General features: G+C 52.1%; 24 protein-coding genes. 12 read left to right on the top strand and 12 right to left on the bottom strand.

The genetic code is table 11. The features are described 5' to 3' along the window. Window positions 1-33: 33 nt before the first annotated feature. Window positions 34-1311 (bottom strand): erythromycin esterase family protein, encoded by a 1278-nt coding sequence (locus tag EDM56_RS15220; protein ID WP_122918742.1) that lies wholly within the window; start codon window positions 1309-1311, stop codon window positions 34-36. A 289-nt stretch (window positions 1312-1600) separates the two neighbouring features. On the opposite strand from EDM56_RS15220, the gene EDM56_RS15225 reads away from it, so the two are divergent. Then, the gene (locus EDM56_RS15225) at window positions 1601-3856 is read left to right on the top strand and encodes an ATP-binding cassette domain-containing protein (RefSeq protein WP_122918743.1); all 2256 of its coding nucleotides are present in this window, start codon (window positions 1601-1603) and stop codon (window positions 3854-3856) included. Between the two features lie 119 nt (window positions 3857-3975). On the opposite strand, the gene EDM56_RS15230 is transcribed toward EDM56_RS15225, so the two are convergent. Together EDM56_RS15230 and EDM56_RS15235 are read right to left on the bottom strand one after the other, a co-directional pair. After that, window positions 3976-4734 (bottom strand): SDR family NAD(P)-dependent oxidoreductase, encoded by a 759-nt coding sequence (locus EDM56_RS15230; protein ID WP_122918744.1) that lies wholly within the window; start codon window positions 4732-4734, stop codon window positions 3976-3978. A gap of 466 nt (window positions 4735-5200) precedes the next feature. Further along, window positions 5201-5926, bottom strand: a complete 726-nt coding sequence (locus EDM56_RS15235; protein WP_122918745.1) for a gamma-glutamyl-gamma-aminobutyrate hydrolase family protein — start codon at window positions 5924-5926, stop codon at window positions 5201-5203. A gap of 246 nt (window positions 5927-6172) precedes the next feature. Between EDM56_RS15235 and EDM56_RS15240 the strand changes: the two genes are divergently transcribed. Continuing rightward, window positions 6173-7816, top strand: a complete 1644-nt coding sequence (locus tag EDM56_RS15240; RefSeq protein ID WP_122918746.1) for a peptide ABC transporter substrate-binding protein — start codon at window positions 6173-6175, stop codon at window positions 7814-7816. Between the two features lie 34 nt (window positions 7817-7850). Here the strand turns inward: EDM56_RS15240 and EDM56_RS15245 are convergent, their stop codons facing one another. Beyond that, window positions 7851-8738 (bottom strand): LysR family transcriptional regulator, encoded by an 888-nt coding sequence (locus tag EDM56_RS15245; protein ID WP_122918747.1) that lies wholly within the window; start codon window positions 8736-8738, stop codon window positions 7851-7853. Window positions 8739-8926: 188 nt separating this feature from the next. Here EDM56_RS15245 and EDM56_RS15250 point away from each other — a divergent pair, with 188 nt between their 5' ends. The 6 genes from EDM56_RS15250 (at window position 8927) to EDM56_RS15275 (ending at window position 14023) form a co-directional block, all read left to right on the top strand. Then, window positions 8927-9379 carry a MarR family winged helix-turn-helix transcriptional regulator gene (locus EDM56_RS15250; protein WP_183192453.1) on the top strand — a complete coding sequence of 151 codons (453 nt, stop codon included), beginning with the start codon at window positions 8927-8929 and terminating at the stop codon, window positions 9377-9379. A gap of 11 nt (window positions 9380-9390) precedes the next feature. Next, window positions 9391-10434 carry a dipeptidase gene (locus tag EDM56_RS15255; RefSeq protein ID WP_122918749.1) on the top strand — a complete coding sequence of 348 codons (1044 nt, stop codon included), beginning with the start codon at window positions 9391-9393 and terminating at the stop codon, window positions 10432-10434. A gap of 13 nt (window positions 10435-10447) precedes the next feature. After that, entirely contained in the window at window positions 10448-12568 is a 2121-nt protein-coding gene (locus EDM56_RS15260; protein WP_122918750.1) for a CocE/NonD family hydrolase, read from the top strand. Between the two features lie 61 nt (window positions 12569-12629). Continuing rightward, window positions 12630-13094, top strand: a complete 465-nt coding sequence (locus tag EDM56_RS15265; protein WP_122918751.1) for a RidA family protein — start codon at window positions 12630-12632, stop codon at window positions 13092-13094. A 311-nt stretch (window positions 13095-13405) separates the two neighbouring features. Beyond that, window positions 13406-13606, top strand: a complete 201-nt coding sequence (locus tag EDM56_RS15270) for a YezD family protein (protein WP_122918752.1) — start codon at window positions 13406-13408, stop codon at window positions 13604-13606. Between the two features lie 129 nt (window positions 13607-13735). Beyond that, complete coding sequence (locus tag EDM56_RS15275; RefSeq protein ID WP_122918753.1) at window positions 13736-14023, top strand: DUF2325 domain-containing protein; 288 nt, start codon at window positions 13736-13738, stop codon at window positions 14021-14023. On the opposite strand, the gene pdaA is transcribed toward EDM56_RS15275, so the two are convergent. Both pdaA and EDM56_RS15285 read right to left on the bottom strand, forming a co-directional pair. Further along, the gene (pdaA, locus tag EDM56_RS15280; RefSeq protein ID WP_122918754.1) at window positions 14020-14817 is read right to left on the bottom strand and encodes a delta-lactam-biosynthetic de-N-acetylase; all 798 of its coding nucleotides are present in this window, start codon (window positions 14815-14817) and stop codon (window positions 14020-14022) included. The genes EDM56_RS15275 and pdaA overlap by 4 nt on opposite strands. Window positions 14818-14870: 53 nt before the next feature. Next, window positions 14871-16106, bottom strand: a complete 1236-nt coding sequence (locus tag EDM56_RS15285; protein WP_122918755.1) for an MDR family MFS transporter — start codon at window positions 16104-16106, stop codon at window positions 14871-14873. Between the two features lie 107 nt (window positions 16107-16213). Between EDM56_RS15285 and EDM56_RS15290 the strand changes: the two genes are divergently transcribed. Next, window positions 16214-18022, top strand: coding sequence for an ABC transporter substrate-binding protein (locus tag EDM56_RS15290; RefSeq protein ID WP_122918756.1), 1809 nt, complete (start codon window positions 16214-16216; stop codon window positions 18020-18022). Here EDM56_RS15290 and EDM56_RS15295 read toward each other — a convergent pair. The 5 genes from EDM56_RS15295 to EDM56_RS15315 all read right to left on the bottom strand — a co-directional run bounded on the left by EDM56_RS15295 (window position 18019) and on the right by EDM56_RS15315 (window position 22671). Further along, window positions 18019-19131 (bottom strand): GerAB/ArcD/ProY family transporter, encoded by a 1113-nt coding sequence (locus EDM56_RS15295; RefSeq protein WP_122918757.1) that lies wholly within the window; start codon window positions 19129-19131, stop codon window positions 18019-18021. The genes EDM56_RS15290 and EDM56_RS15295 overlap by 4 nt on opposite strands. 2 nt (window positions 19132-19133) lie before the next feature. Next, window positions 19134-19361: a hypothetical protein gene (locus EDM56_RS15300; protein WP_122918758.1), complete on the bottom strand. Its 228-nt coding sequence runs from the start codon at window positions 19359-19361 to the stop codon at window positions 19134-19136. Next, entirely contained in the window at window positions 19358-20554 is a 1197-nt protein-coding gene (locus tag EDM56_RS15305; protein ID WP_183192454.1) for a Ger(x)C family spore germination protein, read from the bottom strand. Before EDM56_RS15305 ends, EDM56_RS15300 begins: the two co-directional genes overlap by 4 nt. After that, window positions 20551-22032: a spore germination protein gene (locus EDM56_RS15310; protein WP_122918760.1), complete on the bottom strand. Its 1482-nt coding sequence runs from the start codon at window positions 22030-22032 to the stop codon at window positions 20551-20553. The genes EDM56_RS15305 and EDM56_RS15310 overlap by 4 nt, the downstream gene beginning before the upstream one ends. A 99-nt stretch (window positions 22033-22131) precedes the next feature. Further along, complete coding sequence (locus EDM56_RS15315) at window positions 22132-22671, bottom strand: GNAT family N-acetyltransferase (protein ID WP_122918761.1); 540 nt, start codon at window positions 22669-22671, stop codon at window positions 22132-22134. Window positions 22672-22799: 128 nt separating this feature from the next. Between EDM56_RS15315 and EDM56_RS15320 the strand changes: the two genes are divergently transcribed. Continuing rightward, a complete protein-coding gene (locus tag EDM56_RS15320; RefSeq protein WP_122918762.1) occupies window positions 22800-23402 on the top strand; it encodes a YdeI/OmpD-associated family protein in 603 nt (200 codons plus the stop codon). Window positions 23403-23484: 82 nt separating this feature from the next. Here the strand turns inward: EDM56_RS15320 and EDM56_RS15325 are convergent, their stop codons facing one another. Next, window positions 23485-23823, bottom strand: a complete 339-nt coding sequence (locus tag EDM56_RS15325) for a hypothetical protein (protein ID WP_122918763.1) — start codon at window positions 23821-23823, stop codon at window positions 23485-23487. Window positions 23824-23963: 140 nt separating this feature from the next. On the opposite strand from EDM56_RS15325, the gene EDM56_RS15330 reads away from it, so the two are divergent. Together EDM56_RS15330 and EDM56_RS15335 are read left to right on the top strand one after the other, a co-directional pair. Further along, entirely contained in the window at window positions 23964-24272 is a 309-nt protein-coding gene (locus EDM56_RS15330; protein WP_122918764.1) for a hypothetical protein, read from the top strand. A gap of 12 nt (window positions 24273-24284) precedes the next feature. Further along, window positions 24285-25064, top strand: coding sequence for a GNAT family N-acetyltransferase (locus tag EDM56_RS15335; protein WP_122918765.1), 780 nt, complete (start codon window positions 24285-24287; stop codon window positions 25062-25064). The last annotated feature ends 23 nt before the right edge of the window (window positions 25065-25087 follow it).

The raw sequence follows: 25087 nt of genomic DNA on the forward strand, positions 1-25087 counted from the left end.
TCAGGTTGTTTGCTCTTCACCCTATGCGCTTTTTTACTCCTTGATCATGACCGATGGAGTAGCGGTCCGCACGAAAATGAGACCATCAAAAGCTTTTGCTGGAACCATCTGTAACGTGTACAGCTTTTCAAAGCTTCCATACAAACTGCTAAAGTCAGCACCGATTGCACTGATGGGCTGAACTCGATTTACATATGCGGTAAATTCTTCATCTTTTCTTGCCTTTGCAAAGTCCAGGAATCCATCCTTCATGTTCGTTTGTGCAAAAAGAACAGCTAACCGTTCGTTCCCACTATTTTTTATATAAAACTCTTTTCGCTCACCGGTAGTAGCATCATTCGCGAGGAAGGAGCTTTCATAGAATTCACTCCCGATTGCGTAATATTGGTCTGCAAAGGTTTTTGCGAGATACGCCCCCATGCAGGTCTTCATTCCAACGGATGTGGAGGTTTTTTCAATGTGTCCATTATGTCCTGTAATGAAAATGTTTTTGCGACCATAATATTTCTGTTCAAAAGATAAAATCCATTTCACTTTTTCCGCCATAAAGAAATCACGGGCATTGCTATAGTTCGCATTTGAACCGCGCAGTGTAGCGTTTTGCGTGATTGCCTCGGCATAAGCTAGAGCCAGCTCATACTCTTTCTCTGAGCTTTTTGCGGTATAAACGGATTTGTTTTCTTTCATCCGCGCCATCAAGTTTTTCATATGGGAGAGCGCATTTTGTACGGTGGCCTGCTTCTGATCGTACACCGTTTTATCATTCAGATTCGCTAGAGCAGTCTCATACGTGGAGGCAAGTGTCGGATCAACCTTTTTTACATAAGAGAATAGCCCGTTTTTGTTATTATCATAGCGTTGCATGTCAAAACCATAAAAATGAATTTGATCTTTTGCATCGCGATGTTCATTAAATGAGCGCATCCAAGATAGAAGGGCTGTCATTTCTTCCGTATTGTAAATCGTAAAACCAATTGCCTTTGCAGCAGCTTGTGCAGTTCCACTGCCTCCTAAAATGTATTCATTGACCTTTTGTCCTCCGCCGAAATCGCCTTCGATGGCAAATACGCGATATCCTTGTTTTTCCACCAGACGTTTAAAAATATCTAGCTTTAGCGTAGTGAATTGCTTGTTACCATGAGTAGCTTCTCCGAATCCGATGATGGTTTTTGCAGGAAGTTCCAAATTTGAGACAGGAACAATGTTAGATTTCAATGACTGTTGCAACGTTGTGGTTGAGTTAGACTGGAAACCCGTCAATACACACATTATGATCAGCAGACTTATTGTGAAAAGTAAACTTTTTTTCATATCGTCCTCTCATTCTTGAGTTGATCATTCGTTCTACCATCTTCCCACTCGGAATGATCAAAACGTATGACACTCATATTGTGGTTATTTTTACCATTTCTATTATTATACTTCTTTCTATTGTTGTTTAGATACATTGAATTTTATTTATATGGCAAGCACTTCTTTGAACGATTGAGGATATGGACAAAGCGATAGTTGCAAGTTCTTCCTCCACGTCTTACTAGGTACGATGAATGGTACAATGTGAATATGAGTAGAAATGAATAGTATCGAGAGGATGGTAAGGATGAACGAATCGAATCAAGAGTATATCGTAATCTCGGGTGCGAGAGAAAACAATCTCAAGAACGTGTCCTTGCGCATTCCTAAGCGGAAGATCACGATCTTCACCGGGGTATCCGGATCTGGCAAATCATCGATCGTCTTCGATACGATCGCCGCAGAATCCACGCGCTTGCTGAATGAGAACTTCAGCATGTTTGTGCGCACTTTTCTGCCCCGCTACCCGCAGCCGGATACGGACGCAATTGAGAATCTGAGCATGGCTGTTATTGTGGATCAAAAGCGGCTGGGCGGCGGCTCGCATTCCACAATGGGGACGATTACCGATATCTCTCCCATTCTCCGTCTGCTTTTCTCCCGAGTAGGAAAGCCCTATGTGGGACAAGCGAACATGTTCTCGTTTAACGACCCGCAAGGCATGTGCCCCGAGTGCAACGGGCTCGGTCGCAAATTAGGCGTTGACATGAGCAAAGCGCTGGACATGTCAAAATCGTTGAATGAAGGGGCAATCATGCTGCCGGACTATACGGTAGGAGGATGGGATTGGTCGATGCTCGTACAGGCGGGGTCGTACGATCTCGACAAGAAGCTGAGCGATTTTTCGGATGAAGAGCTTGAGCAACTGCTGTACGGCAAGGCGAAGAAAGTGGAGACGCAGTTCGGCGGGAAGACAGTAAATATTACAGTGGAAGGCGCCATCGAGAAGTTTACCAACAAATACATCAAGCAGGATGTAAAGACGAAGTCCGAGCGTACACAAAAAGCTGTTATGCCGTACATCTCCGAGGGGCCATGCTCCAGCTGCCGTGGCGCGAGACTCAGTCAGGCCGCGCTCAGCTGCAGGATCAATGGACTCAACATTGCGGAGATGTCCTCCATGGAGGTCGGAGAGCTCATCCGCGTCATTCGGGAAATTGACGATGCGATCGCGGCTCCGGTCGTCAAATCACTGACGGAGCGGTTGCAGCATTTGGTGGATATCGGACTTGACTACTTGACGCTGGACCGTGAGACGGATACTTTGTCGGGCGGCGAGTCTCAGCGCGTCAAGATGGTGAAGCACTTGAGCGGCAGTCTGGTTGATGTCACGTACATCTTCGATGAGCCAAGCGTTGGCTTGCACCCTCGTGATGTGCACCGGTTAAATGGGTTGCTGCAGAAGCTGCGTGACAAGGGCAATACCGTGATTGTCGTCGAGCATGATCCCGATGTGATCAAGGTGGCGGATCATATCGTCGATGTCGGGCCACACGCCGGCAGCCGCGGCGGTACCATCGTGTATGAGGGAAGCTACCAAGGCTTGCTGGAGGCCGGTACGCTGACGGGCACCCACATGAAGCGTCCGCTCCAGCTGAAGCACGATTGCAGACAGCCATCCGGCAAGCTATCCATCAAGGATGCCAACCTGCACAACCTGAAGAACGTGAGTGTAGATATTCCAACCGGAGTGTTGACCGTAGTTACGGGTGTCGCCGGCTCTGGCAAGAGTACGCTGATTAACGAAGTATTCCTCAGTCAGCACCCGGATGCGATCGTCATCGACCAATCGGCGGTAGGAGTATCAACACGCTCGAATCCCGCAACCTACACGGGTATTATGGATGATGTGCGCAAGGCGTTTGCTTCTGCGAACAAGGTTAACCAAGGCTTGTTCAGCTTCAACTCCAAGGGGGCTTGTGAAAACTGCCAAGGGCTTGGTGTTGTGTATACAGACCTTGCATTCCTCGATAGCGTGAAGCTGCCGTGCGAAGTATGTGGGGGTAGACGGTTCAAGGAAGAGGTGCTTGCCTACAAGCTGAACGGCAAGTCAATTGCAGAAGTGCTGGAGATGACTGTGGAGCAGGCATTGGAGTTTTTCCAGCTAAAAGAAGTTGTGCGCAAGCTCCAGGCGATGAGTGATGTGGGGCTGAACTATATTACACTCGGGCAGCCGCTCAGCACGCTCTCCGGCGGGGAATGCCAACGCATCAAGCTGGCAAGCGAGCTGCATAAGAAGGGCAGCATCTACGTGATGGACGAGCCGACGACCGGCCTGCATATGTCAGATATCGGTCACCTTCTGGGAATCATGAACCGCCTCGTGGACGCCGGCAATACGGTGATCGTCATCGAGCACAACCTCGATGTGATCAGCCAAGCGGATTGGATCATCGATATGGGACCGGATGGAGGCAGCAAGGGCGGCCAGGTGGTGTTCGAGGGCACACCTACGCAGATCATCCATGCAGAGCAGTCGATCACGGGAAGATACTTGAAGTAATTCCGCTCAAGAAAAACGTAGTACAGGGAAAACGTACGTATGCGCAACAAGGCTGCCGGCAGAATCGGCAGCCTTTTGCTTCTTGTATGAAATGCCATTGTGAGAATGCCCGCTTCACGTCATCTTCCACCACTTACACTAATGATCTCGCCCACGATGTAATTCGCCGCATCGGAAGACAAAAAGGCGATCATCTCCGCGATTTCCTCCGGTGCACCAGCGCGCTTCAGCGGGATCCCCGAGATAAAGCCGTGCAGGCGCTCCTCCGAGGAAAATTTGGCATGCCACGGCGTTTCGATCACGCCGGGCGCGATACCGTTGACAAGGATTCCTTGTGACGCGAACTCGCGGGACATGCCGAGCGTCAACGTATTGACCGCTCCTTTCGCCGATGCATAATGAACGCTTTCGCCGGCACCGCCAATACGGGCAGCCGCAGACGAAAGATTGATGATTTTTCCGCTTTGGCGTGGAAGCATATGCCGTAATACAGCTTGGGAGCAAAACAGAATGCTCTTCACGTTGATATCATACGTCTCATCCCACAGACGCTCGTCGATGTCCATAAACGCGCTCGCTTTCACGCCCGCACCTGCGTTGTTCACCAACACATCGATCCAACCAAACTGGGTGACGACCTGTTCCACCATTGCGTCCACTTCATTCTTTTTGGTTACATCCGCCTGCACGACCATGCACGTTCCACCGCTATCCAGAATGTCCCGCGCTGTCTCCAGCGCCCCTTGCTCATTGCGATTGTAATGAACCGCCACCACAGCCCCGCGAGCCGCCACAAGCTTGGCACCCGCCTGTCCAATGCCCGAACTGGCCCCAGTGACGAGAATGACCTTCCCCGACAAATCCGTTAAGTTCCCCAAAACCCCGCCCCCTCAACTTTCAAGTTTGTAAGATTGTACCATGGAAGTTACTCATCGTGGCGGTGTAATGCTCGATGAAAAAGGAGAAGAGGGAACATGAACCGCTGCAAAAACGAAAAGTCCCCAATCAGGGACTTTTCATTTTTGCCTTTTACCCATGTATTAAGTTTTTTCCTTTCCCTTTCATCCCACCAACGAGAAGGTGAGCAGCGGTCCTTCCCACCGCAGCGAAGGGATTTGGAGCAAAAAGTGAAGCGATGCCTTTGTCCCTGCCAGCAGAGGCTGTGCCAAAAAAGGGGAACGTCTTTCGCGCCACATTTACATCTTTGAAATACACCCGCCGCGCAGCGTGTGGCTTTGGGGCGTTTGGTACGGCCGGTCCTCACGGCCCGCAGCAGGAAGTGGCAAGAGCAGAGCGCAACTTATTGCTCCAAATCCCCGAACAACCACCACAGCTAACCAGACACTACCTCTTGCAGCTGCTCACCTTCTCTACAAACCTCTCCGCAACCCGCAGCATCCCGTCATCATACTTCCACATGCACTCCGGATGCCACTGAATGCCGATCACCATCTGATCATCGCTCTCGAACGCTTCGATGATCCCGTCCGGCGCGACGGCGGTTACGCGCAGACCGGGCGCCGGATCTTTGACCGCTTGATGGTGAAAGCTGTTGACCAGCACGCTGTCGGTCTGCAGCGCATCGCGTAAAAAGCCGGGCTCCAGGCGGACGTGATGGCTGCCGTAGGGCAATGAGCCTTTTTGGCTGTGCTGGCCAGCGCCCGCCACCTGGCTCGGAATATCTTGAATGAGCGTGCCGCCGAGTGCGACGTTGATGATTTGCATACCGCGGCATATGCCGAGAAGCGGTTTATTCAGCTCACGAGCTGCCTCGATCAGGCGCATTTCGGCCAAATCGCGTTCATAATCGACCTCGCCTAACCCTTGGAGCGGTTCTTCGCCAAACAGATGCGGGGCGGGATCGCCGCCGCCGGCCAAAATGATACCGTCCACCGCTTGGGCCATCTGGCGGATCGGCGCATAGTCATGATGGCGTAGCGGAATGAGCAGGGGAGTGCCGCCGCAGCGCATGATGCCATCAGCATAGCGAGTGCTCAATGTAAAAGAAGGATCGAGCGATGAGGCTGTGAGGAATTCGGCAGGACAAGCGATGCCAATGATAGGTTGCATGTTAGACACCTCGCAAAAATTGGGTAAAAACATCTCTTTCTCATTTAATAAGGATTCGGAAAAAAATTTCAATCGATTTGCAAGCGTTGTCGCATTGAAATAACCCATAAGGGATATAAAGGAATTTTATTTGTCAGCAGGTAGACGGGTAGGATACCATGTCCGTAGAAAATGACCCGCGAAACGCCCATTTCACAACGGAAAAATCAGAATGTTTCAACCATTCGCAACAAGGAGGATACAATGATGAAAAAAACCGCTTTCCTAGCAGGGGCAACGCTGCTGATCACAAGCGTGCTTGCGGGATGCAGCAGCTCGGCTCCGGCGAGCACCGCCCAACCCACTGCCGATCCGGGTACAACCGCTAAGAACCCGGATGCATCGCAAGCTGCTGCTGTTGACCAAGTGATGCATATGAACAGCACGGAGCCGAAAACGCTCGATCCCGGACTCTCCAGCGACATCGCCTCAGGCATTTTCATCCGTGCGGTGTACGATGGCCTGGTGCGGCTGGACAAGGACGGCCAACCGCAAAACTCGGTCGCGTCCGCCATCAACATTTCCGACGATAAAAAGACGTACACCTTCACGCTGCGCGATTCCCAATGGTCCAACGGCGATCCGGTTACAGCGGGCGATTTCGTCTTTTCTGCAATCCGCACGCTCGATCCGAAAACGGGGAGCGGCTCTGCCTACAAATACTTCCCGATCAAAAACGCCAAGGAGTTCAATGCGGGAAAAGCCAAGGCGGAGGATGTCGGGATCAAGGCGATTGACGCCAAAACATTGCAGGTTACGTTAGAAAACCCGACCGCCTTTTTCCTGACACTTGCCACATTTTATTATCCGGTGAACCAAAAAGTCGTGGAAGCCAACAAGGACTGGGCGTTGAAGGCAGATACCATCGTTAGCAACGGTCCTTTCAAAATGACGACATGGGAGCACAAAAGCAAGATCGTGCTGCAAAAAAACGACACGTATTGGGACAAAGAGACGGTGAAATTGAAAGAGCTCGATTTCTCAATGGTCGAGGATGCGAATACCGAGCTGGAGATGTTCAACGCCGGTGAGCTCGATTGGGCTGGAGCGCCGGTCGGAGGCTTGCCTGTCGACGCCATTACACCGCTGAAAGATGAAGGCAAGCTGTCGACTGCCCCGAAAGCGAGCAACTACTACCTGTTATTCCAAACAGAAGTGAAACCGTTTACAAACGAAAAGATCCGCAAGGCGTTCGCGCTCGCGGTGAATCGTCAGGAAATCGTCGACCAGATCACACAGGCAGGGCAAAAACCGTTGATGGGCTTTGTGCCACAGTCTGCGTCGCTCAAGCCAGAGGGTTTCCACAAAGACAACGATGTGCAAGAAGCAAAGCAGCTGCTCGCAGAAGGAATGAAGGAGCTGGGGTTATCCAAGCTTCCGGAAATTACGTACTTGTACTGGAACTCCGACCGATCGAAAAAAATCGCGGAAGCGCTCCAGGCACAATGGAAAAAATCGCTTGATATTGACGTAACGCTGGTCAACAAAGAAATGAACGTCGTGTGGGACGACCAGGCGCAAGGAAAATACATGATTTCGATTTCTGGCTGGACAGGCGATTACAACGACGGAGTGAATTTCCTCCAGCTCTTGATCGATAAGATGAGTTCCAACAACTGTACGTTTTGGCACAGCGACCGTTATTCCCAGCTGATCGCGCAATCGGATGCCGAACCGGACCCGACTAAACGCAATGCGATGCTGCTGGAAGCGGAAACGATCCTGATGAACGAAATGCCGGTGACCGGTCTGTTCAGCGACGTAAATGCATGGGTGCAAAGCGAAAAAGTAAAAGGTGTCCAAATCGATGCGCTCGGATATATCGATTTCAAATGGGGCTATAAAGAATAACTGGAAGCGCAAAGGGGGGGTGAATACCTCCCCTTTACTCATCGGCGTGGCTGAGCAAAAACTCCTTGAACAGATGCGCGATCCCGGTCGTCTTGCGATTTTTCAGCGCAATGATCTCGAAGTTGCGCTTGATTTTGGGCATTCCGGCGATGGAGATCGTTTTTAATTGCCCGCTCGCCACCTCGTCTTTCACCGCATACTGGGATAAAAACGCAATGCCGACCTGCGCCTTGATCATCTGCTTGACCAGCACGAAATTGTCCACTTCCATGACGATGTTGAGTCCGAGCCCTTGCTTGTCAAAGGCTTCCTTTACCAAAATCCAATCCTGCGAACCGCGGTTGTACAAAATGAACGGCTCTGCCGCGATTTGCTCCGGCGTGACCACGTCCAGCTTGCTAAGCGGATGATCGGGATGCACGACCAATAGCATCTCGTCGCTCATGAGATGCCGGTTTTCGATCTGGGGATGGTCAACATTGCGGGAGATACCAAACGGAACCTCGCAGTTGAGCACCATGTCGACGACTTGGTGGGAGTGGCCGGTATGCACAATGAGCCGCACCTTGGGGTATTTCCGATGGAAGTCCCCGAGCAGCGTGGGCAGCAGATGGTTGGCGGCGGTCATGACGGAACAGAAACGGAGCTCCCCTTCCACAGCGTTTTTCATTTGCTGCAGGACAAGGCGGCCGTCATTCATATGCTGCATGACTTTTTCGGCATAAGGCAGAAAGGCCTTACCTTCCTCGGTCAAAACGACAATTTTGCCAGAGCGCTCGAAGAGGACGGTTCCCAACACGTTCTCCAGAGACTGCACGCGTGAGCTGACGGACGGTTGGGTGAGGTAGAGAAATTCACCGGCTTTGCTGAAGCTGCCGGTCGATGCGACACAGAGAAACGATTCGATCTGGTCTAAGTTCATGGTAGGTTCGCCTCGTAGCTTGTAGAGTTTCCTTCATTATAAAAAATTGCGGTAAGGTACAAAAGATTAGAATTGAAAATTATCAAAATTTTAGCATAAGCTGCCTTTACAGCGAAAGACGTGTTTTGCTATAATCGGCTCAATTATTTAGAATTCTAAGTAATTTGCGAAAAAGGAGAGAGAGCAGGTTGCCAACCAAGAAAGCTGATCACACCCAAGAAGAATTGACCAGCCTGGAGCTGAAACAGCTCGCCAATCTGCTGACGAACGCCCACAATCTGCAATTGGAAAAGTACGGCATCACCGTCGCCCAGTTCGGCGTGTTGCATTTCCTGAAAAAAATGGATGGGCTGACCCAAAGCGAGCTGCAGCAAAAGCTCGGGATAAAAGGCTCTTCCATGACCAGCCTTTTGGAGCAGTTGGAGAAAAAAGAGCTGATCGACCGGATCGTTTGCCCGGAGGATGGGCGAGCCAAGCGGATTTACCTTAGTGGTAAAGGCCGTCGCTTTTTTGATGAGCAGGTGTGGGGCATCTTTAGCAGCTTTGAGGAGAAGCTGCTGGCTAATTTCTCGGAGCAGGAGCGTGCGCTTCTGTTATCGTGGCTTGTGCGGCTGCGCCAAAATATCGAAAGCTATTTGTAGGAGGGGACAGGATGGAAAAGCAGTGGGAGGAAGTAGCAGGGCGGATTCATGCGCGTGCGCTGGTGGCGGACGCGCACTTTGATTTGCTGATGGACGTGGAGATCCAGCGCAAGCGCGGACGCACGCGTGTGATTGAAAGCGATTACTTGCCGGAGTTTGAGCGCGGTGGCGTCAATGTCATCGTAGCGGCGGTGTTTGTGGAGAGCGAGTTTTTGCCGGAAATGGGTTTGCGCAAGGCGTTGAATCAGATTACGGCTCTGCATGCCGAGGTGGCCGAGTCGCCGGATCGTTTCATGATTTGCCGCACGATGCAGGATGTCGAGCGGGCCGTTGCGGAAAACAAGCTTGGATTTGTACTGTCCCTCGAGGGCGTGGAGCCGATCGGCGATGATCTCACCTTGGTGCGCACATTTTACGAGCTGGGTGTGCGTAGCATCGGGCTTACGTGGAGCCGCCGCAACTACGCTGCGGACGGGAGTCACTATTCGAAAGCGAAGGAAGGCAAAGAGGGTGGATTGACCGCGTTTGGCGTGCAGATCCTCGAGGAGGCCGCTCGGCTTGGCATAACCATCGATGTGAGCCACATCAATGACTCTGGCTTTTGGGACGTGATCGCGTTCAGCGAAAAGCCTGTGATCGCCTCGCATTCCAATGCGCGCAGCGTCACAGACTCGTCGCGCAACCTGACTGACGAGCAAATCAAGGCGATTGCAGAGACGAACGGCGTCATCGGGCTGAATGCAGCCAGCATGTTCACGGCAGATACGGACGAGCGCTCGACGATCGCGGGCCTGGTCGATCATGCCGAGCATATCATCAAGCTGGTCGGCGTGGAGCATGTGTGCCTGGGGCTCGATCTGTGCGACCCGTTCATGAAATACATATCGCCTGAGACGATTGCCCGTTTTCCGCGCGTTCCGTTTGATGTGGTGAAAGGGCATGGGCAGCTGCCAGCGCTGACGGCCGAGTTGTTGCAGCGCGGCTACAGCGAGAGCGATGCCGAAAAGATTCTTGGGAAAAATCTGATGCGCGTCTTTGCGAGCGTGTGGAAATAAACGGGGTGCGGACATGACGGCAAGTGGTGATAAGCAATCGGACTTTTCCTTGTACAAATCAGGCATTTATTGTGCAGATGTTTCGTTTGTAAATGGCACGGTTCTGCTCACGGCGAAAGGGCAGTCGGGCGATGCAGAGGATTACCTTTTACCGCTTGCACAGTTGGCAGCGCAGGAGGCAGAGCTGCATGGCATCGATTGGGATGCCGCCAATGAAATCGTCACCCAGGAGGGCGCGGTCTTCCAGCGCTTTGACCGAATCGATGGAGAGCATGCGGGCGTTGCCAAAACGGCATGGCTATGGGCCAGACGCGGGGAAAAGATGCCGGTTGATCTGATCGTTTGCGAGCGGGAGGTCATCGGGTATTGCATCAACGGACGCGGTGACAGCGAAATGCTAATTAAGAACGGCTACGAGGTGCTGACGCCGCTCATGCTTTGGCAGGATGCGGGATTGTCGCCGGAGGCAGGGAGGGCTGCCCACAAAGGCACTTTTTTTGTCCCGATGCGCGATGGCGTCAGGCTGGCTACAGAGTTATGGCTGCCGGAGAACCTTTCTGCAGGGGAAAAAATCCCGACGATTCTCGTGCGTACTCCGTATGGACGCAAGACAAAGGCGAACGGCGATGTCCGTTGGCTGCGGTTCGTACAGCGCGGTTATGCGCTGGTCGTGCAGGACACGCGCGGGCGCGGTGAGTCGGAAGGCGTCTGGGTGCCCAAAATCCATGAGCTGGCAGATGGCGACGATACGCTCAACTGGATCGCAGCACAAGCGTGGTCGGACGGCGGAGTCGGCATGATCGGCGGCTCATACGGCGGATTTGTTCAATGGGCAGCTGCGGCGAGCGGCAACAAGCATTTAAAGGCGATTGTCAGCTATGTCACGGTAGGCAGCGCGTTCGGTGACATTCCCCGGACGAACGGGATGATCCCTTCGGGCGTTTTAACCTGGACGTTCATGATGGCAGAGCAGGACCAGAACCCGGATGCGGCCAACCGGACTGACTGGGAGGAAGTCATCAAGCTGCGGCCGATCAAGGATATTCCGAAAATGGTGCTGGGCAAGGACATTCATTTTTGGAACGAGTGGATGAGCCATCCGGATTACGATGATTTTTGGGCGCAGTCGGATTGGGTGAACATGGGCGAGCAGATCGATGTTCCGTCCTTGCTGATCTCTGGCTGGTATGACGATGACAGTGTCGGGACGTCGGAAGCATGGAGTCTGCTTGAGCGCCATCAGCGGAAGCATCGCCGGATGATTCTAGGCCCCTGGCACCACAGGGCCAACACCGCACGCGAAATACACAACATTCCGTTCGGCAATAACGCGATCCGCTATGATCTCGACTTGATCCAGCAGCAATGGTTCGACCGGTTTCTGAAAGGCTGCGAAAACGGTGTGGACGCCAAGCCGCAAGTCGAATACTACATGGTTGGCGAAAACGAATGGAAGTCGTCGGATAGCTGGCCGCCAGCAGAAACGGTGTACACGCCGTTTTACTTGCACAGCCCAGGAGCGGCGAATACGGCTGCGGGCGACGGGATGCTAAGCTACGAGGAACCGGGGGATGAAAAGCCGGACAGGTACACCTTTGACCCGTTGGACCCGGCACCATATCTGATCGACATGACGGAAAACGAGTGCAGCGTGCCGGAAAATTATCGCGAGGTTGAGGAGCGCCATGACGTACTCGTCTTTACGTCGCCGCCGCTTGAGGAAGACGTGGCGATTGCCGGGGAGATCAGCGCGGTGCTGTACGCGGCCAGCTCGGCCAAAGACACAGACTGGGTCGTACGCCTGACGGATGTGGACGAGGCGGGCAATTCGATCCGGCTGTCCGATGGCATGGTTCGCGCACGATACCGTCATTCCTACACGCAGCCCGAGCTGCTTGAACCCGGCAAGGTGGAAGCATACGAGGTGAAGATGACAAAGGTCGCGAACGTATTCAAAAAGGGGCACCGCATCCGCGTCTCCGTCATGTCCGGCGCTAAAAACCTGATCTTCCCTAACCATAATACGGGAAATGACCCCGCGTCCGATACGGAGATGATTGTAGCGCTGCAGACGGTCCATCACGATAAAACCTATCCGAGTCACATCAGGCTGCCAATTTTGCCGATGAAATAATGGCATCCAATCTAATGAAAAACGTTGAGACGTATATCACAAAAAAAGGAGTGCTTCGATCATGTCAAACATTGAACAGCGTTTGCGCGAATTAGGCTACGAGCTGCCGCATCCGCCAGCCGTGATGGCCAATTATGTGTCATGTGTGCAGACGGGTAACCTGATTTTTACGTCGGGAGCCGGCTGCTATATCGGTGGAAGTCCCAAATATACCGGTCGACTCGGTGAACAGGTCACGATTGAGCAAGGATATGAAGCAGGCAAAATTACCGTGCTGAATTTGCTCGCCATCTTGAAGGCACATCTGGGCGATCTGGACCGGATCGAGCGGATCGTCAAGCTGTTTGCCTTGGTTAGCAGCGCACCTGACTTTTATGATCAGCCGAAAGTCATCAACGGCGCTTCTGATTTCCTCATTGAAATACTGGGGGAGCGAGGCAGGCACGCGCGAGTCGCTGCAGGAACCTCGGTGCTGCCGTTCAACAATCCGATCGAGATCGATTTGATCGTGGAATTGAAAGCGTGAGGAAGAGTGCCCAGAAAGTCGTTGACAAGGAATGCGGCGCATGGTAATTTTTTAATAACATACTAATCTGCTAGGAATTATAGGGTTTGTCAACGGAAAAATAATTGCAAAGTCGATCGGTCAACCGAAGGCTCTTAATCACTGATGGATGTTCGTCGTCCTGTTAGTATGGGAGTCTTTTTTGCTTTCCCAAAATCTTAGTTGAGAGGTTGGTGTTACCTTTGCCAAATTTTCAATCCTTACTTGACAAGTCGGAATAGTGGGTATTAAACTTTTAACAAGATTTTACTGTTGGAAAAGGAGAGAATGTTATGGCAAACCACGCTTCGTCGACTCCTGATCAGCTGATCGCCCGCATCTTGCATGCATTGGAAGGGCTGCAGTACGGGTCCGTACAGATTGTGGTCCATGATTCACAGGTCATACAGATCGACCGCACAGAAAAACACCGCTTTCCTTTGGAGAAAGCGGAGGTTTATCAGCAGCAGCTATCGCGAGAGAAGAAGAAGTAGGCGAAAATTGAAATATAGCGGAAGTGAGCAAGAATTGCAGCCGCTCGCTTCCGTGTACCGAGTCCGAATTACGTTGGCCACTGGCCGTGTTAATAAGAAACCAGCCCAAAAATCTTGGAGGTGTGTAGCATGGCGTCAGTTCTCATCATCGGTGGGGATCGCCTTGGCAGGATCGTCGATCTCCTGCAAGGCAACGGTTTTCAGGAAATCAATCATATCACGGGTCGAAAGGCTTCGCAGGTAAAGGTGAAAATACCGGTCAATACCAATATGATTCTGGTGCTGACTGACTTTGTGAATCATAATCTGTCGACTTCCATCAAATTGAAAGCGAAGGAACAGAACCTGCCGATCATGTTTTGTAAACGCTCGATCTCGGAACTGGTTAAAGTGTTGCCGCCGAAGCGGTTGGCTTAGTTAGTTCTGGGCGTCGATGCTTTCCCGAGCTGGTCGAGGCTTTTGAACTCATAGCCTTGCTTGCGCGCTGCATCGATAATGCCAGCGAGCGCTTCGGTGTTATCCTTCGAGACCGAGTGCAGCAAAATGACGGCACCCGGGTGCAATTGGGCCATCACCTGATCGTACGCGTATTGTCGACCGCGCTGTGCGTTCGTTTCCCAATCGCGGTATGCGACCGACCAGAACACATTGGTATAGCCGAGCTGTTTGGATACGGCTAGCGTTCGGTCGCTGAATATGCCGCGTGGCGGGCGCAAATAGGCCATTTCCTGCTGGCCGGTGACTTTGGCAACAGCCACTTTCACGGAGTCCAGCTCTTCCTTGATTTTGGTATCCGACACCGTCGTCATATCGGGATGACTCCACGAGTGGTTGCCGATCAAATGTCCTTCCTGCGCCATGCGCTTCAAGAGCTCAGGCTGCTCCTTGACGTAATGCCCGGTTACAAAAAAGATCGCAGGCACCTTCTTTTCTTTCAGTGTGTCGAGTATGCGCGCCGTGAAGCCATTTTCATAACCGTTGTCAAAAGTGAGATACAGTTCTTTTTTCGTCGTATCCCCGAGGAAAACCGCGCCATGCTTGTCGATGATCGGTTTGAAGCCCTCTTCCGTGATCGATGGCAGCTGGCCGTTCTTGCTTTTTTTGAAGCCGAAATGGTATGTTCCGCCGTTCGAGGCTGCCGATGATGCGATGGGCTGGATCAGCAACAGGACAGCCGAAAGCAGAAGCATTGCAAAACCAAAACGTTTCATGGATGGACACACTCCTTGCAACAGAATCTCTCCCGGTAGTGTGCCCAGCCCAGCTAAGCAGATTCGCATGTGTGTACGGTTTTTTGCTTCACTAAGGAATATTGAAAGAAACCTCCCCCGACTAGCAAGACAGCCGCAATGACAAACAAGATCTCCCCTCCGCTGTACATGAAGATCCACCCGCCAATAACAGGACCAAGCGTCCGCGAAATATCCCAATGAATCCCATAGAGTGAGAAATAGCGTCCCCGCTTATCGATTGGCGCAACAGAGGCGACATGATTAAGCAAGTGGGTCAAGCCGACCGCTTCGCCGATCACCAGGAACAGTTCAGCAACCAGCAAAAGCGCGAAGCTTTTGGCGAAGCCGTAACCAAGCGCTGCAACCGCATAACAGCTTGCTGCAATGATGACGATGCGGCCCATCGGAAATCGTTCCGTCTTTTTCACGAGCCATAACTCCAGTGTAATTGCCAAGACTGCTTTGGCGGTAGCGAGACTGGCGATGATCGTGACATAGTTCGTGAAGCTTTGCTCCAGATAAAGGCGGAAGGTCGTTTCCGTTTGGGCGTAAAAGAAGCTGATCGGCAGTGTGCTCGCCATCAGAAGCAGCACATAGCGGTAGTCATGCAGCGCCGTTCGCAAGGAAAAGCGATGCCGCGAAAATGACTGCTTTTTATGAGTTGTGTTTGTTTCCATGCGCGCAAGAGGTGCCGTCTCCTCAGTTTTTCGCCAGACAAGCAGCATATAAAGAAAAATCACCAGCGCGTCGATCCCAAAAAGATAAGCGGGATCATAGGCAAAAATCAGTACACCCAAAAGCGGCCCCATCGTTTGTCCGACATAACTGGCTGTGGAAAGCAAACTCATCACTTCCGGTCGCAGTGCATCTGAGACGGCGTCTGCGATTTGAGCACGCGACGCAGGGATGTAAAAGGATCGGGCCGCTCCCAAAACCATATATAAGAGGGCGAATGCCCAGACTGCATCAGCGAACATGAAGCCAGCCATCGCGCATGCTTGTACTAGGAGCGTGAGCACAATGACCGGTTTGCGTCCGAGCCGATCGGTGACGCCGCCGCCAAACATTGTGACCACAATGTCGGTGAGCGGCTGCAGCCCCACGATCACCATCGGCAGCATGATGGAGCCGCCCAGTTTCTCATGCAGGTACAGGATGAGAAAAGGGGCCATCATAGAGCCGGACAGACTGGTTATTAGCTCGCCTGCCAGCCGAATCCAAACAATGGTATGATAGCGGGTAGAAAGTGATGCGAATAACGATTTCATCCTGAACGCCTCCTTGGTTTCGCCTCATTGTACGCCGGGGTGCCAAGAGGAAAAAGGGCAGGATTTGATGAGCAATTTTTTCATGTTTTTACTTAGGAGAGAGTACGGTGCAAATTATTGATGACTATATACGGCTCTTTGGGCACAAACCGGATGCCGCCATCGGGAGCGAGATACCGTTTTCGCTGGATGAGGTGGCGGCCGCGCTGTGCTGTACACCCCGCAATGGCAAACTGATCCTGGGCAGGCTGATCGAGCGGAACTGGATCAGCTGGATGCCGGGGCGGGGAAGGGGCAATCGTTCACACATCAAATTTCTCGTCGAGCCGGTCGTCATGATCGATGGGGTCGCTAGGGAATGGGTATACCAGGGGCATGTTCAAAAAGCGCTGGCACTCATCGAGGAGCATGCGGAGGCGCAACCTGCCTTGTCTGATCGCTTTTCCCAATGGTTCCGCGGCTATTTCGGGATGCATCAACTAAGCGTTGGGGAGGAGACGGTTGATGCGCTGCGCCTGCGGCTGGATTTTCCGATCACATGTCTTGATCCAGCGGTGGCGTGGCTCCGATCCGAGAGCCATCTGCTCAAACAGGTGTACAATACGCTTGTCGCCTATCATCCGGCAACAGACACAGTCGACCCGATGCTGGCCTATCATTGGGAAATAAACGAGCGCGGGGATGTTTGGACGTTTTTCTTACGTAAGGGCGTGCTGTTTCATCACGGCCAGCCGTTGCGCGCTTTAGATGTGGTGGCGTCTTTCGCGCGAATCCGCGATAGGGACGACTCGCATTATCGCTGGATGCTTACAGGGATCAAGCGGATCGAGGCGGTGGAGGAACGGGTGATCCGCTTTGAGCTGGAGCAGCCGAACCATATGTTCCTGCAGCTTTTGGCTAGCGAGTATTTGAGTATCGTGCCGGCGGAATATGCCGAGGAGATGGGGGCTGAATTTGCCCGTCTGCCTGTGGGGACCGGTCCTTTTAAAGTCGTGCGCAACGATGAATCGATGCTCGTGCTGGAGGCGTTTGCCTCGTATTTTCGCGAGCGGGCCCATCTCGATCGGATCGAATTCGTCATTTTGGGAGAGCATGGCTTGGCAGATAAGCTGCTGGATGAATCGGCGTACGGGATTCGCTATGAGTCAGTACTTGCAGGCGAGCAGCTGCCCCCGTCAATTCGCGGTTGGAGGCAGCTGGAGCGGACGGAGTGGTGTGTACAGTACATCGCCTTCAACATGCGTAAAAACGGCCCGCTCGCCGACAAACGATTTCGTCAGGCTTTAGCGCTCATACTCGATGGCGCTCGCCTAACACAGGAGCTTGGTGGAAACAGGTGTGAACCGATGCGCCGTATGATGCCGGGTGCGGATCTTATTGCGGCAGATGTTGGGAGCGCTGACCCGGCTTTGCTATTGGCGCAATGCGGATATACAGGGGACGTGCTGCGGCTGCGCACGTTCACCGATGACGATCATCGCGAAGATGCCGCATGGATCGAGGCACAGTGCGCCCGGTACGGGATAAAGGTAGAGAGTGCCTTCTTTGACGCACAGACGCTGCTCACACCTGCCTGCATCGGCGCTGCCGACATCATCCATGACAGCGCGTCCATCGGCGAGGACGTCGAGGTGTCACTTTTGCATGTTTGGTTGGCTGGACACAGCTTCGTGCAGCAATTGCTGGATGAATCGACGCAAGCAACCGTCGCCAAACGGGTGGAGATGCTTTACGGCATGAAGGAGCGCGGGCAACGCCTTCGACAATTAGTTGAGCTGGAGGATGAGCTGCTGGGCACCTTTGCCTATCACCCGCTGTACCGCAATGAAGCAAAACTTCTTGCGCATCCGGATCTCGCAGGGGTAACGATCAACGAGCAGGGCTGGGTCGAGTATGCCAAGCTGTGGTTTCGCTAACGCTCCGGGAGTTCTACCCCTTTGAAGCGAGCTCGCCCCCAGTCCACAATCAGATAGAGCAGTGGGATGAGCTCAGTTACGAGCAAAAACGTCAATTCCCCATGTGTTAACAGATGTGTCAGCTGCGGTGCCGATTTCACCATAAAAAGTGTGAGTCCCACCATCATGGCGGACATGGATAAGGAGAGCGGCCGATGGTCATGCAAGGAAAACGTATGGGTGAGCGCAATCACGGCGACATACAGAAACAAGCTGATTTTGAGGAATAGGCTGGTCAGCCAAATCGCGATCAGCAATGGGTCCAGGTTTTCGAGAAATGCCCCTGCGCGGATGTAGCGGATGAGCTCCAGCTCCGGATAGACCAAGTTGGCTGTTAGATCTGGCCCGAAAATCAGCAGGGCGGGGATCAGGTTCGTCAGGATGATCAAAAGGGACGTGACACTTGCCCAGAACAGCGATTTCATCGTTCTTTCCGGGTGGGCAAAATACGGGAACAGAAAAAGGATGAAGGCCATTTCACCATACAAGGTCAAGACGAAAAAGCTGGCATTCCACATTCCCTTTAGATCAAAATGATTGATCAGCGCGTGCGCCATCGATGCGTTCATTTCGGAGCCGATGAACATGGGGATGGCAATTATGCCGATCACGCTGATAAAAAAGACGCCTTGCGCGCAGCGGAAAATCGTACCGACCCCGGAACGCACCGCATAGCTGATGCAGATGGCGAATATGGCGGTAACCGCCCATTCCGGCGTGCCCAGCAAAAAGACCTCGATGATGAAATTCACCAATTCGCGCAGCAAGTAGGCAGAGGAAAACAAATACGAGAAGATCATGATGAAGACGAGCGGGTAATGGAGCGGTCTCCCTATGATGTCTTTGCCGTAGTTGCCGAAAAATTGCAGGGGTCGTCTTTGTGCGAGCCGAAACGATCCGTACGTGATCACCAATCCGCCGCAGGTTCCAACGATTAAGGGGACCCAAGCGGCAAAATGAGCATCCTGGACGAGTGGACCAAAGCGGAAGCCCAACATTGTTGTAAAGAGATATTGGGAGAACAGCATGTAGACCTGGGACTGGCTAATTTGTCCAACCGTTTTTTCCACCTTTACTCACTTCTCCACAAGATCAATTTTTCCAACGGGTAAAAAATCGCTTCAATCGCAGAGGCGATCGAGAATTGACTCCGAAAATGGTACAGGGCACAGTACGCAGCATACATAAAAAAGATGGAGAATGTGACGATGCGGATCGTGCGTGGCTTTCTGTGGTTCTTTTTCATATATCGCCAATCGATCCAGAATATAGCGCAAAACATGAGCGTAATGACGATCATCTGTTTGCCTCCGAAGAATTGCTGTTTTGAATCCGTAACGGCTCTTTGACAGTGCCGAGCCGTTTGATGGTGACATGGGCATCATAGGAAACCGTTACTTTGCGATATAGATCGCGCCACTGCGGGGCAATTCGTCTCCATTGCCTCGGCTCATACCAATCGATATACTCCCCAAAGCGAAACACATCTGCGCCTGTCGCTTTCGCTCTTTCCACAGCCTTTGCCATCCGCTTTTCCACGAGGTCGGAAATGCCCTGCTCAAGCTTATGCTGTTGTGCCGGATCCAACAGATCGACGTCAGAATCAGAAGTGATCAAAGAGGCGTCGGCTTCCACTTTTATTTTGATCATGACTTGATCGCCGCTGATGGATGGCGTAATTTTGGTCCTCGTTTGGTTTACCATGTAGTCGACATACTTGCCATCCGTCGATGATTTTACAGAGACTTCCGCATTCCTCATTTGTCCCATTACCCACATCGCCCCCCTCATTTCATAGGTGCTAAGCGAGGCGACCAGCTTGCCTTGCCGGAAAATCCCCGCCCCGCCGGTTCCCATCCATTTTTGCGGGTTCTCCATTTCGGTCGGGAGCGTTTTCGTTTCAAACGTGAGGGAAGGCAAAATGATATCACCGCCGTGATAAAAGGCCACGAGGCAATCTTTTACCGTTGTGTTCAAGGTGACATGCGCCTTGCTGTAGTCAACCAGAATATCGACGGGAAACCGCTCGAAAATACTCGGCACGACCATGAGCTCCTGGGCTTTTCCAGGCGTGAGGTAAATGCTCGCGTTAATATGGATGCGCGGTTCGCGTTGCAAAAAATCGAACACCTGCATCATCCCCTCCTTCGCCAAGCCATTGCCGAGGACGATCACGCTCGTTTGACCAAATGTGATGGAGCGAGACAGGTCGGCTTGGATTTTCCGGTACGCTTCTCCGATATCCCGCCCTTTTTTGCTTATGAAGGTATAGGGCTTTCCCGTTTGTTCTCCGGTGCCCCCGGATTGACCAGGAATCAGCCGGTTTGGTAAAGGGAAGGCCAATGTCAGCTCGATGCCTTCCTTTGCCTTATCGATCAACATCATCCTGGCAAAGCTCCGGTCGTTCAATTCAATGGATGACCAGCAGCCTGCCAATAAGAATAAGGGAAGAGTGACGACTGTTAGAAACAGCAGCTTTTGTATGGTTTTCAATCCTGATTCTCCTCTTGCATATGAACCCAGGGGCGCTCGTTTCGCTGTAGCCGTTTGCGGTCGTTTGCGTAGGCTGAAGGTCTTGAACGCATCAGCCACCAAGGTGCCCGAATCAGCGTGTCTTTCAGATCACCGAACACCAGAGGGGTGACCGGGTTCAAATACGGCGTGTCGAACGAGCGCAAATTAACCAGATGGATATAAATCAGCAACATTCCACAGGTGATCCCAAAGAGCCCAAACATTCCTGCGAGCACCATAATCGGAAAGCGGAGCAAGCGCAGGGACAAGCCGAGATCGAAATGCGGGATAATGAACGACGCGATGCCTGTCAATGCAACAATGATGACCATTGCTGCCGAAACGATCCCTGCTTGTACGGCGGCCGTCCCGATAATGAGTGCGCCGATGATGGAAACCGCCTGTCCAATCGGTTTGGGGATGCGAACCGCCGCTTCGCGCAGAGCCTCGAAGGAAATCTCCATGATGAACGCTTCGATCAAGGCAGGGAACGGTACAACCTCACGAGACGCAGCGATGGTAATCAGCAGCTTGGTTGGGATCATCTCCGGATGGAATGTCGTGACCGCGATATAGGTGGACGGAAGCAGCAGCGAGATCAGGATGAAGAGATAGCGAATCCAGCGGATCCAGGTCGCTGCGACATAGCGCTGATAGTAGTCCTCCGATGATTGGAGCAACGAAAATAAGGTGACAGGCGCAAGCAAAACGATAGGCGTGCCGTCGACAATGACCGCAACTCGTCCTTCCAGAAGCGAACCTGCCACGACATCAGGTCGCTCGGTGTATTGGATTTGCGGAAAGGGAGAAAACGGGGAGTCGTCAAAAAACTCTTCCACGACGCTGCTCCCCAGCAGGCCGTCGATTTCGATTGACGTCAAGCGTCGCCTGACCTCGTCGACCAGCGATTGCTTGCTGACACCTTGCAGGTACAACATATACACGTTCGTTTGCGTCTTCGTGCCGATGATCATCGCTTCCGACTTGAATTCGGGCGTTTTTAACCGGCGCCGAACGAGGGAGAGGTTCACTTGCGCATTTTCAATGAACGCCTCGCGCGGACCGCGGACGGCAGACTCATTCGGTGGCTCGCTGACACTCCGTTTCTCGTAAGAGGCGAGAGGAAGGTCGATTACGCGTTGTTCCCCATCTACCAGCAAAAGCACGTGACTTTGAAGAATGGCGGTCACGCCGTCTTCAAGCGGGATCGCCTCATACTCTGAGATTGGCAGCTGTTTGCGATCGAAAAGCTGACTGTAGAAGAGAGTCGCATCGCTTTGCGGCAAAGCCTGCAGCGCGTGCAGAACATCATCCTGGATTGTCTGCAAATCAACCATGCCCCGCAAGTAAACAAGCGCGCAAGGTACATTCGGACCTGCGACAAATGTGTGATAAACCACATCAAAGCAGCCATTCAATTGAGTGCGCAACCAATCCGTTTGCTCCTGTATCGTCATGGTTCACCTCTCCTTTGTGGCTTTATGATGCTTATTTTGCGCGATTGGGTTATTTTTACTCTTAATGAAAAAAGCCTCCCGGATAGGAGGCGCATCAAGCTACTTATTACTATCGGCGGTAATCGCAAACAAGGCGTGGTCTTCCCAAACGCCATTGATCTTCAAATAGTTCAGTGCCAGCCCTTCGCGGCGGAATCCGGCCTTTTCCAAAACGCGGATGGAGCCGACGTTGCGGGGCATGACGCCAGCTTGGATGCGATGTAAACCGGCTTGTCCAAACGCGAATTGGGTGGCAAGCTGCACGGCTTCCGTCATATAACCGCGTCCATTGTGGGCTCGATCCATAAAGTAGCCGAGATTGGCATTCTGAAATGGGCCGCGGGCCACTCCGGTCAGCGCCAGACGCCCGATCAGCTCGTCTGTTTCCGTCAAAAAAATGCCGAACGTGTAGCCTTGATCATGGTCCGCAGCATGGTTGCCCGCGGCGATGTCTTTTTCCTGCCCTTCCAAGGTCAGAAAGGAATCGGGGCGGATCGGCTCGAATGGTTGGAAAAACGTCTGGTTTTTCAGGCGCAAGGCAAGCAAGGAAGGGGCATCGTAGAGTTCCAGCTTTTTGAGGGTAATGTGGTCAGCACGCATGTTTTCAATTCCTTTTTTTCATATTTTGGAGAATAATGATAATAACACCAGGACTCCCCCGATTCAAGGGAGTTAAGTCCATATACTTTCGGTACACGCGACATACTGTTAAGGAGGAATGGACCAAGATGGGCAAAAAACCGGCAGAATGGCCGATTCTCTTTTTTTCGAATCAGGAAGAATGGGAGCGTTGGCTGGAAGACAATTGTGACTCGGCAGACGGCGTTAGGCTAAAGCTTGCCAAAAAGCAGGCTGCAGAACCGTCGCTAACCTATGAGGAAGCGGTGGAGGGGGCTTTGTGCTACGGCTGGATCGATAGCCAGAAGGAAGCGCTTGATGAGACGAGCTGGATTCAGCGCTTCTCACCACGCGGACCCAAGAGCATTTGGTCGCAGATTAACAAGGAAAAAGCGGAGCGGCTCATCGCGAGCGGCCGGATGCGTGAGCCAGGTTTGCGAGCCGTCGAGCGTGCCCGTGAAAATGGAAAATGGGATGCTGCGTATGCCTCACAGAGCAAAAAGGAGTTTCCTGCTGAATGGGAAAGCGAGCTCGCGAAACATCCGCGGGCACAGTCATTTTTTGAAACGCTGGATAGCCGCAACCGCTATGCCATCCTGTTTCGCATCCAGACAGCCAAGAAGGAAGAGACGAGGCGTCAGCGGATTGAGCAGTTTGTCAGCATGCTTGAAAAGGGAGAAACGATATACGGTCCAACAAAAAAAGGCCGCTAACGCGCAGGCCTTTTAATCTGGCAAGTATAGAAAACAATGGCGAAAATATTGTTTAAGCAAAAACGGAACATCTCGCTCGAATCTATGGAGCGAATCCGTAAAATAGCAAAATGAAGAGAAAAAGCAGAAAGTAGCCAACCGCCGCTGCAAACCCGATGTAGAGAAGCGACAGTACGATACGCAGTGGAAGCGAGCTCACGCGTTGTGAAAAATAGCGCTTGAATTGCCAAAAGCCGAAGCCTAGCAGCGGAATGATATACAGCCAGGCAAACAGGTTCACCCAGGAAAACAAGCGGTGAAACGCTTCTAAGGCGACAGGTCCTTCTTCCATGTGATACGTCTCTACGATGTACATCCTGCCGCTGAAAAACAGCAGCGTGATGATCAGATAATAGAAAAGCATTGCTTTTGATAATTTCATGTACCATTCACTCCCAACGTTTGTATCCTTTTCTACGGTATCGCTGGGAGCCAAAAACAAAAAGTACCAACTTTTCTTGGTACCGCCTTCTAGAGGTAGGTAACGCCAACATCATCGCACACAGAAGGGATTCGAGAACATTGCAGGAACATCCACACATTCATCCGGAATGCGCGAAAGCGATCGATCAGCTCAAACGCATGAAAAATCCCAAATTCCCAGATTTCGTCGCATTGCGGACCTATGGGCAAGACCGCTATTCGGCGATGGGGTGGGAAGAGCTGCAGCAATACATCAATGAGCAGACCATCGTGATCGTCGAGCAATTCGAGGATGAGCACAACATCATGTCGGCGCTACGCTGGGTAGCGAGAGGCTTGCCGGTATCGCTCGCCATCCGCAAAGTGCGCGCAGATTATTCTATGTACGGATTCAGAGGGAGAAACTAGCGTGGAGGAAAAATGGAGCTAACCATTATTCACAGCAAACAGGAAGTACGGCAGTATTTGCAAACGAAAGAAGTAGCCAATTTCATGTATCATTGCTGCAACCTCGAAGAGGATTACTGGTCGTACAGCCAATTTTACGGTCTATCTGACAAGGGTGAGCTGCTTGCAGTCGCGATCATGACGGTCAAATACGGAATGCCGGTTTTGCTTGCCTCTACCTATTGTGAGCAGAACCATTATCAGGACATGCTGCTAGGCAAATTGGCTCCGTATCTCCCAGAAGGACTTTACAGCCATCTGAATCCAGGTGCTTTTGAAGCGCTGGGACGATCCGACTGCAAATCGCGAACTATTTTTCATAATATGAGGCTTGAGCGGAACGAATACAGTCCTGCCGAACGATCCGAAGAGATGGTCCGTTTGTCATTGGCTGATAAGGAGCGGCTTTTGGCTTTCTATCAAAAAAGCCACCCTGATTATTTGTTGGATGATGGCTATCTGGAAAAAGGCCAATACGTCGGAATCGTCGAAAACGGGGAGCTGGTGAGCGCTGCGGGGATTTTTTCTGCTACGGATGAATACGGCGTCGTCCAGATCGGCAACGTGGCGACACATCCCGATGCAAGGGGAAGGGGATTGGCGGCAAAGGTGATCACACAGCTGATTGATGACATGCTGCCGATCCATCGTCATATCGTGTTGAACGTCAAAGAGGAAAACCGCGGTGCAATCAAGCTGTACAGCAAGCTGGGCTTTCGCAAGATCGGCTTGTTTGAAGAAGTGATATTTTAATCGACGCTTGGGGAGAGAAAAGT

Source organism: Brevibacillus fluminis, from assembly GCF_003710825.1.
GTDB classification, from domain to species: domain Bacteria; phylum Bacillota; class Bacilli; order Brevibacillales; family Brevibacillaceae; genus Brevibacillus_D; species Brevibacillus_D fluminis.